At 36.5% G+C, this 9,173-nt stretch carries 9 protein-coding genes and 1 tRNA gene; 8 read left to right on the forward strand and 2 right to left on the reverse strand.

Annotated elements, in window-relative coordinates; all coding sequences use genetic code 11:
• Positions 1-142 precede the first annotated feature (142 nt).
• Positions 143-574, reverse strand: coding sequence for a DUF2621 domain-containing protein (locus ASU02_RS25100; protein ID WP_057768328.1), 432 nt, complete (start codon positions 572-574; stop codon positions 143-145).
• A 132-nt stretch (positions 575-706) separates the two neighbouring features.
• Between ASU02_RS25100 and ASU02_RS26595 the strand changes: the two genes are divergently transcribed.
• Positions 707-803: transfer RNA gene (locus ASU02_RS26595), tRNA-Sec, on the forward strand.
• 382 nt (positions 804-1,185) lie between these two features.
• Here ASU02_RS26595 and ASU02_RS25105 read toward each other — a convergent pair.
• Positions 1,186-1,560, reverse strand: coding sequence for a hypothetical protein (locus ASU02_RS25105; RefSeq protein ID WP_057768330.1), 375 nt, complete (start codon positions 1,558-1,560; stop codon positions 1,186-1,188).
• A 239-nt stretch (positions 1,561-1,799) separates the two neighbouring features.
• On the opposite strand from ASU02_RS25105, the gene ASU02_RS25110 reads away from it, so the two are divergent.
• The 7 genes from ASU02_RS25110 (at position 1,800) to ASU02_RS25140 (ending at position 8,823) form a co-directional block, all read left to right on the forward strand.
• On the forward strand, positions 1,800-1,982 hold the full coding sequence (locus tag ASU02_RS25110) for a hypothetical protein (protein WP_057768333.1): 183 nt from the start codon (positions 1,800-1,802) through the stop codon (positions 1,980-1,982).
• Between the two features lie 178 nt (positions 1,983-2,160).
• Positions 2,161-2,808, forward strand: a complete 648-nt coding sequence (locus ASU02_RS25115; protein WP_057768335.1) for a hypothetical protein — start codon at positions 2,161-2,163, stop codon at positions 2,806-2,808.
• A gap of 436 nt (positions 2,809-3,244) precedes the next feature.
• Entirely contained in the window at positions 3,245-3,961 is a 717-nt protein-coding gene (locus tag ASU02_RS25120) for a (Fe-S)-binding protein (protein WP_057768338.1), read from the forward strand.
• Positions 3,962-4,000: 39 nt separating this feature from the next.
• Positions 4,001-5,428 carry a LutB/LldF family L-lactate oxidation iron-sulfur protein gene (locus ASU02_RS25125; RefSeq protein WP_057768341.1) on the forward strand — a complete coding sequence of 476 codons (1,428 nt, stop codon included), beginning with the start codon at positions 4,001-4,003 and terminating at the stop codon, positions 5,426-5,428.
• Entirely contained in the window at positions 5,428-6,132 is a 705-nt protein-coding gene (locus ASU02_RS25130; protein ID WP_057768348.1) for a LutC/YkgG family protein, read from the forward strand. The genes ASU02_RS25125 and ASU02_RS25130 overlap by 1 nt, the downstream gene beginning before the upstream one ends.
• 171 nt (positions 6,133-6,303) lie before the next feature.
• Entirely contained in the window at positions 6,304-7,281 is a 978-nt protein-coding gene (locus tag ASU02_RS25135) for a carbohydrate kinase family protein (RefSeq protein WP_057768344.1), read from the forward strand.
• Positions 7,282-7,503: 222 nt separating this feature from the next.
• Entirely contained in the window at positions 7,504-8,823 is a 1,320-nt protein-coding gene (locus tag ASU02_RS25140; RefSeq protein WP_057768346.1) for a globin-coupled sensor protein, read from the forward strand.
• Positions 8,824-9,173: the final 350 nt, after the last annotated feature.

Below are 9,173 nucleotides of genomic sequence, written 5' to 3' on the forward strand. Positions count from 1 at the left end.
AAAAAATTAAGGACTTTTTTATAAAAAGGGGTTCGGAATGAGACCATTCCGAACCCCTTTTGTCGACAATCTGAGCCAACGACAATTATGTCGTTGGCTTTTTACATGGAAAAAATTTAACCACTTCTTCTATCTGAAGTGGTTAAAATAAATGCTCATATGGAGATAAATTAATTTGATTTTCCGTTAATTTTTTTCTCAAAAATTTATGATCTCTCTTGGGAGTGGCTAAAATATACCCGCGTATGACTAAATCTTGATCGATCGTTTCTGCGTGCTCCTTCAATGCGAGCTCTCCGATTTTTCCAGCAATTTTATGACGAGCCACATCCCTAAATAATTCAGGAACGGGACTGACTAAATCCTCAAGTAAATTCTTTTCCGTTTGGCCCCATAGATGCTTGGTATTATTAACAAAATGCTCTTCCCAATCCATATCTGACTTGCCGTCTACTTTCGGCATTTTCTTTAAAAACTTGCGAAACATAAAGAAACCGCCGATGGCCATAGAACCGGCAAATATGATAATCCAAAAAAGAATAAACCATAAGAACCAACCTTCAAGCTGATACATTATCTCACCTACAAATAAATATTCATGCCTTTATTATAAACGGTTGACTAAATATAGACAAGATAGAGAAACTTTAGTAGTTTTTCCTTGATTGATTTATATTAAAATAATATAATAATATTTGGCTAATATGGGGTCGAATGGGGTACTGGTGTCCTCCGTAGTCTTCAAAACTATCTGTGACCAGCGTGCCTGGTCAGCTGGGTTCGATTCCCAGGCGGTCCCGCCAATATTTGATGTAAAAATATTTTATTATTTAAGACAATAGAATATGGTAGATAAGTGTAACGATTATTCTCTGAATGAATTATCAAACTGCACAGTGAAATAAACTTATGCTTGCTCTTTTGATGAAATCATAATTGAATAGCAGCCAACATAGATCAATTTACTATTTTTTATGGACTGAGAAATTATTTCTTTGTATAACCTTCAGTTTCTGCCTACGGACATTGGATGTTCTCTTCGAAAAATACATATTCTTCTTTAACCAATGAATAAAAAATCCTCATCTTAAGCAACTTTAATTGTTCTCCATGAAAGAAAATTAGATTAACAATACAAAATCTGCTTAGTTCAAACATATTGGCAAATATCAAAATGTTTGTTTTTTATTTGCAGCATTTATCGCATTTTTCTGCTGTTTTACATGCTTTTATTGCATCCTCAATTAAAAATTCCAAAATGATTTCTTTCTTAATAGCTAATTTAATCAAATCTTCCAATTTGTTCGAAAGAATTAATCTTTGTTCAGGTGTCATATCTCCTTCCTTAAGAATTTCACTTTCTGCATTGATCGCTTTTGCTAATGCGTTTTCGATATTTGCAACCGATGCAAGAAGCTCGCTTAGACTTTGTTGACATGATTTATGATGATGAGAATTACATCTACATGGATGCTTATCAGGCTTAAAATTAAAATCAATCTCGAAGAAACAGCATTTGCATTTAAGCTTACAACCGTTTTTGCAACTAATAGAAATCACAAAAAATCACACCTTTTTAATTTATTAAATGTAAAAAATAGTAATATTGCTTGGGGTATCGCTGAGCTTGGCCAAAAAAATAAATCTGTTTGTATAAGTACTAAACAGAAATTAGTCCGTTAACCTTCAAGTAGAGAGTAGGGTAAAATTGATATTTCATCTCATGGACAAGCGCCGATTCCTTCAATCTCGATAAAGAATACATTATATTATCTTGAAAGAAAGGAAGGTTGATTAAAATGACGCCACAAGAGATGTTTCTTGAAGCAGTTGCAAATATGGAACAAGCCTTAGCTAATGCACTTAATTCAGTTACTGGAATTGAAGGGGTTACACCGGAAGAAATCGAAAGAATCCTGAGATTAATTATAAAGAAAGAGATCGTACTTGAATTTCTATTAGATGAGTTTCCAGGGATTTAGTTAAGAAAAAACTTTAGATAGGAATGAAATAAGAATAAATATAACAAAGAGGGCCAATTCAAAAAATGTGCGGATATACAACGCGGATCAATTCATTCGGAAACAAGGGGAGTCCTTGTTTTGTTAATGTTGTCGTTTCGCTCATCCTAATATTGCCCCAGAGAAAGGAAGAGTTTAAATGCCTCGAGAGAACTTTTTACGCTCCGTAGCGAATATGGAACAAGCATTAGCAAATGCATTAAATGAAGTTTCGGGCAATCCTGATGTAACACCTGAGCAACTCTCTAGAATCTTACGATTAATTATCAAAAAAGAGATTGTGCTCGAATTTTTATTGGAAGATGTATTTCCTCCGACGCCTCCTGCAGAATGTGACTGTCAGACATCTAATGAGGCAGGCAATAACTTTAATATTAATAGAGGGACTGGTGCAGCCAACACAACAGTCACGTTTAATGGAACAACTCTGCCGTCGAACGCCCATGGTTCGGTTACCTATAATGGTCACACATGCGAAGACTGTATGTCAGACAATGAGTTTACGTTTACGTATGGTGGTTCGGCTACTGTACCAGCATTTACGTTCACAGCAACGACATTTAATGTTCCAGATTGCCCTGGTAATATCGTTGAAATTACAGGCCAAGGCACAACGGATAACCCTCAATTGTTTGGACCTAACCCAATGTACACGCTAAATTTAAATGGTGTAATGAATAATAAGACGATTACTGTCGTTATCACAGGAAATAACAACACATTCGTTGCTACTACTACACAACTTGGGAATGGTGAATTAGTGGTTGAGGATTGCCCTACACCTTAAAAGTATCTAGTTTGTATAAAGATTTCTGTTAGATGAGTCCAGGGATCTTTGCAGATATGGCATATATCTTAACAACAGTAAAAAGGTAAAGGGACCAATAATTAATTCAATAAAAATGTTAAACACACCTTTTTTAAACAGGTGTGTTTTTGTGTTATTGGATCAACGAATAGAATGATATGTCTCAGTATCTAGCAAATAGAATTAGTTACATTTACTGAGCCTATATTTTGAGTTCTAGCTGTTTTTCGCCACAATTAAAGTTTTTAAGAGACAATGTCTGATTGTGAGAAATCCTTGATATTTTTACTTTATAGTGTCGGTATTACTCAAGATAGGTGAATATTCAGAAAAATATATACAAAATTATGTAAACATACTATATAATGAAACAAAAAATAATTTAACGTGAATCTACATAAGGGATGGATGAAAAGTGAAGGTAAGTTTATTTGCAACATGCCTTGTTGATTTATTTCAGAGCAATGTTGGGAAGGCAACGGTTGAACTTCTTGAGAAATTAGGCTGTGAAATTGATTTTCCGGAGTCTCAAGTCTGCTGCGGTCAGCCATCTTATAATAGCGGCTATGTGAAAGAATCAAAAGAAGCAATGAAACGAATGATTGAAACCTTTGAAGATGCAGAATATGTTGTTTCTCCTTCTGGGTCTTGTGCATATATGTTTCATGAATATCAGACAATTTTTAAGAATGATCCTAATTGGGAACATAGAGCAAAGGAATTAGCTGAAAAAACATATGAATTGACAGAGTTTATAGTGGATGTTTTAAAGGTTGAGGATGTTGGTGCTAGATTTGAAGGGAATGTGACCTACCATACATCATGCCATATGACGAGGTTACTAGGTGTAAAAAAAGCTCCTATCATTCTATTAAACAATGTAAATGGTCTAAGAATGACAGAATTACCAGGAAAGGAAAAGTGTTGTGGTTTTGGTGGGACATTCTCGGTTAAAATGGCCCAAATATCCGAGCAAATGGTAGATGAAAAAGTCAGCCATATTGAAGAAACTGAAGCAGACTATTTAATTGGGGCGGATGCAGGCTGCTTAATGAATATTGGAGGAAGAATTGAGAGAAAAGGAAAGCCGATTAAAGTTCTCCATATTGCTGAAGTGCTAAATAGCCGTTAATACGAATTAAAGTAGTAAATGATAATGGGGGATATATGTATGCCGATGAAAATAGGCTCAGATGAATTTAAGAACCGTGTAGATAAAGGAATCCGAGATTCCTTTATGCGCAGTGCTGTTGCTAGTGCACAGGATGGGATAGGGCAGAGAAGGCAAGCAGCAGCAGATGAACTTGGCAACTGGGAGGAATGGCGTTCCCATGGAGAGGAAATTCGGCAGCATGTGTTAGCACACTTAGATTATTACTTAGAGCTATTAAGTGAGAATGTAGCAAGACGTGGCGGGCACGTTTTTTTTGCTCAAACAAAGGAAGAAGCAAATGAGTATATCCGAGAGGTTGCTCTAAAGAAAAAAGCAAAAAAAATTGTTAAATCTAAATCGATGGTGACAGAAGAGATTCATTTAAATGCTGTTCTGGAAAATGCGGGTTGTACGGTAGTTGAAACAGATTTGGGAGAATACATCCTCCAAGTTGATGATCATGAACCGCCTTCCCATATTATTGCTCCAGCTTTACATAAAAACAAAGAACAAGTTCAAGAGGTGTTTACGAAAAAACTTGGATATAAAAAGTCATCTAAGCCTGAGGAACTTGCATGGCATGCCCGTGAAATGCTGCGAGAGGAATATTTAACTGCAGATATCGGCATAACAGGCTGTAATTTTGCAGTAGCTGAAACAGGTTCTATTTGTTTAGTAACAAATGAAGGAAATGCTGATTTAGTTACAGCTTTGCCGAAAACGCTGATAACGGTGATGGGCATGGAACGGATTGTTCCAACATTTGAAGAAATGGACGTTCTTGTTTCTCTTTTAACCAGGAGTGCGGTCGGTCAAAAATTAACAAGCTATATTACGGTATTTACTGGGCCAAGAGCAGAAATGGAAGCCGATGGACCTGAAGATTTTCATTTAGTCATTTTAGATAATGGCAGATCTAATATTCTTGGCGGGGAATTTCAATCCATCTTGCAGTGTATTCGTTGTGCTGCTTGTGTAAATGCTTGTCCGGTCTATCGCCATGTTGGCGGTCATTCTTATGGTTCGATTTATTCAGGCCCTATTGGTGCCGTCCTGTCGCCGTTATTAGGTGGCTATGACGATTATAAAGAACTCCCATATGCATCAACACTTTGCGGTGCTTGTACAGAGGTTTGTCCAGTGAAAATACCTTTGCATCAGCTCCTTCATAAACATCGTGAAGTCATTGTTGAAAGAGAAGGAAAAGCGCCAATATCTGAGAAACTGGCAATGAAGGCATTTGGCATAGGCGCTGCATCACCAGGGTTATATAAAATCGGTTCCAAAATTGCGCCAACTGCCATGAATCCTTTTACTGTTGGAGACAAGATCTCGAGCGGTCCAGGGCCATTAAAAGCATGGACAGAATTTCGCGAATTTCCTGCGCCGAATAAAGAAAGATTTAGGGATTGGTTCAAAAATCGTGCAAAGGTGGATCATGAATGATGAAGAATGTGATACAAAATCGTGATGAATTCTTGAATCAAATTGCCTATCGACTCGGGCGGGAGAGACTCATTACTCCTATAGAGAGACCACAATGGAAATATCGTCCTCAAATAGATGTATTAAAAAATGCCACACAGGACGAATTATTGGCTGTGTTAAAGGAACAATGTAAGAAAATCCATACAAGTTTTTGCGTGACCGAACTTAAAAATTTACCTTCTGTCTTAAAAGATGTTGTATCAATATATGGCGGCGGTCCCATTGTTACTTGGAAAGATGAACGTTTTTCCAAGTGGGGATTGGATATGTTTCTAAAAGAGGAATGGGAAAGCTATGAATGGGATCCCATAAAGGAAGAGGAAAATATTAAAATAGCCGAAAAAGCGAATATCGGTATTACTATTAGTGAAATTACACTTGCAGAATCCGGAACCGTCGTTCAGTTTACTGATAAAAACAAGGGCAGAACGGTCAGCTTTCTACCTGCAGCATATATTGCGCTCATACCAAAGAGTTCTCTCGTTCCTAGAATAACTCAAGCGGCTGTAAAGATGAGAGAAATCTATCACACAACAGGTCAAGTTTCATCCTGTATTAATTTTATTACTGGGCCAAGCAACTCAGCAGATATTGAATTGAAATTGGTTGTTGGTGTTCATGGACCTGTTCAGGCGTATTATATTGTTATTAATGACCTCTAATTATAGAATGGGATATGCTAAATATAGAACTGTTGATTGGTTCAGCTGATATCATAAAAGATAGCGGATCTGTACAAGCGTTGTTGATTTAGATAGAATAATAACTAATTAATTCCATCCCTCAGTCTAGTTACTGAGGGTTTTCTTAATAAAAGAAAAGAGATGATAATAATGGGAAAACTTTATGCAATTGGTGAAGTATTAATAGATTTTGTTCCATTACAAAAAGGACTGCCTCTTAAAGATGTCATTTCCTTTGAGAAAAACCCAGGAGGAGCACCGGCTAATGTAGCGGCAGCTGTGTCCAAATTCGGAGGACAGTCTTCGATGATTACAAAAGTAGGCGAGGATCCATTTGGTGATTTCTTAATTGAGAAGCTAGAAAGTGCAGGTGTGGAAATAGATAAAATACGAAGGACAAGTGAAGCGAAGACAGCGGTTGCTTTCGTATCATTGAAAGAAGATGGGGAAAGAGATTTTTCTTTTTATCGTCATCCTTCTGCAGATTTACTTTTACAAAAAGAAGAAATTGATTCGAGTTGGTTCGTGATGGGAGATATTCTTCATTTCTGTTCTGTTGACTTAGTGGAAAGTCCGATGAAGCACGCTCATAAAAAGGCGATAAATGCAGTCATAAATGCGAATGGTTTAGTCAGTTTTGACCCAAATGTCCGGCTCTCTTTATGGGATAACCCTGAAGCATGCAGAAATGCGATCATTGAGTTTATTCCCCGTGCTCATATAGTAAAAATATCTGAGGAAGAGCTTGAATTTATTACAAACAGATGCAACTTGGATGATGCCATTCAATCACTCTTTATTGGGAATGTAAAGGCAGTGATTTATACAAAGGGAGCTGCAGGCGCTGAACTATACATAAAAGGATATAAATATGAATCAAAAGGGTACCCTGTAAAAGCGGTTGACACAACAGGGGCTGGGGATGCGTTTATAGGAGGAGTTTTATATAAGCTACTAGAAATGAGAGCATGCCCATCAAATTTAGAGAGAATTCTAAAAGCAAATTATGCTGTTATCCTACCATTTGCGAATGGAAGCGGTGCTTTAACTACAACTGGCAAAGGAGCCATTTCATCTTTGCCAACAAAAGAAGCAATTACAGAATTAATAAACGTATTAGATTCATAAATAGTACATTTTCTATGGCTCCAAGAATGGATGAATATACAACAAAAAAACAATTAGAAGAAAAAGGGATAAAAGAAGAATTGTCGAGTAGTTAAAATATTTACAAATTTTCCACCAGATGGAATTTTGTGAAAAAATGAGCATTTTTCTTCCTATTAACACTATCTGCATAGTAAAATATCATTATCAATCGCCATTATTCGACATGTGGAGGAAAAGAAATTGATCAGATTAAGGAAACCGCGAAATAGTACTAATAAATGGTTAGGATCAATGCCCGTCACGAAAAACCATATCCTTATCTCACCAGCTCCAATGGTAAAAGAAAAGCTTTCTATGATTCATTTAGAGGAGAATGATTTAGAAATCGTTGCTAGTATTCAGCCATTAGTAGAAAAGTACGTTGACAAGGTTGTGGATGAGTTTTATAAGACAATTTTACAAGTAGAAGAGCTGCGGACGATCATTGAAATGCATAGCAGTGTGGATCGTTTACGGCAAACTCTTCGAACACATCTAATTGATTTATTTGAAGGCAAGATCGATTCTGCATTTTACGAAAAGCGTATCAAAGTAGCAAAGATACATTATCGGATTGGGCTAAAGCCTGCATGGTATATGGGTGCATTTCAAAATTTGCAAAATGCCTTATTTCAAAATATAGTGGAAGAAGTACAGGATTTAGGAGAATTACAAAAAATATGGACGGCAGTTTCCAAGGTCTTAAGTTTAGAGCAGCAGCTTGTGTTAGAAGCATACAATGAAGAAACTGAACAAAAAATACAGTCTACTTTCACAGATGGACAGAAGGATTTACAGCAAAAAATTTATCATGTTAGTCAAACCCTAGTTGCTGTTTCAGAAGAAACCCATGCTTCTGTAGCATCATTAATAACTAATAGTAAAGGTGTAAGCGAATTAGTACAGAATAGCTACCTTCAAGCCATGACCATTCAAGGACAAGTGCAAGAAGGACAAAATACACTTCTTACATTATTGGAGAACGTGAATCAAATAAAAAAAGAGATTCGCTTAATGAGAGAAACGGTTTCTCATTTAGCACGTTCATCTGAACAAATTACCGAAGTAGTCCGTCTGGTTCATATCATTGCAGATCAGACCAATTTACTTGCCTTAAATTCTGGAATTGAAGCAGCTAGGGCGGGGGTACATGGGAAAGGATTCGCTGTAGTTGCACAGGAAGTTAAAAAATTGGCAGAAAAAACAAAAAGCTCGATAGCAGATATCCAATCATTAATCGATACTTCGCAAACCTATACAGCTAAAGTGTCCAATACTTTATTAAATGTTGAAGACGCGGTTCGTATAGGAGGAGATGTATCAAAATTAACGGATGAAAATTTCCAGACAATCCGTTTATCAATTGAAGGAAATGAAATGAACTTGAATAGAATGGAAAGCCAAATAGAGAATTTAGTAAAAGTTATTGAAGAAGTAGACAAATCTACAACACAGGTTGCTTCGTCAGCTGAGTCTTTAAATAAAGTTATGAATTCAACGAATGAAGCAGGAAACATTTAGATATAAAATTTGTTAAGCATATAAGAATAAGGGGGGCAGGGATATCCTGCGCTCCTTTTTTATGTAGAAAAATTGCTTTATAAAATTAGGATGTTTAGCTTCAACCACGTTATAAGGGATTTAAACAGAATGGAAAGACATTAGACCCTTTATTTAAGAGTAAAAGCAGATGCACGGGAACGAAAAGCGAGTAAATGTGCCCGTTATTGAGTGAAAAACAGATACAAGGGAACGAAAAGCGAGTAAATGTTCCTGTTATAGAGTAAAAAGCAAATGCATGGGAACGAAAAGCGAGTAAACGAGCCCGTTATAGAGTAAAAAGCAGATACACGGGAACGAAAAGCGAGTAA

Origin of the sequence: Cytobacillus praedii (assembly GCF_001439605.1) — a bacterium.
Taxonomy (GTDB): domain Bacteria; phylum Bacillota; class Bacilli; order Bacillales; family Cytobacillaceae; genus Cytobacillus; species Cytobacillus praedii.

Excerpts from the sequence above, each read along its gene's own strand:
- ASU02_RS25100 (WP_057768328.1), bottom strand. The coding sequence starts at position 574 with ATGTATCAGCTTGAAGGTTGGTTCTTATGGTTTATTCTTTTTTGGATT.
- ASU02_RS25110 (WP_057768333.1), top strand. The coding sequence starts at position 1,800 with ATGACGCCACAAGAGATGTTTCTTGAAGCAGTTGCAAATATGGAACAA.
- ASU02_RS25115 (WP_057768335.1), top strand. The coding sequence starts at position 2,161 with ATGCCTCGAGAGAACTTTTTACGCTCCGTAGCGAATATGGAACAAGCA.
- ASU02_RS25125 (WP_057768341.1), top strand. The coding sequence starts at position 4,001 with ATGCCGATGAAAATAGGCTCAGATGAATTTAAGAACCGTGTAGATAAA.
- ASU02_RS25130 (WP_057768348.1), top strand. The coding sequence starts at position 5,428 with ATGAAGAATGTGATACAAAATCGTGATGAATTCTTGAATCAAATTGCC.
- ASU02_RS25135 (WP_057768344.1), top strand. The coding sequence starts at position 6,304 with ATGGGAAAACTTTATGCAATTGGTGAAGTATTAATAGATTTTGTTCCA.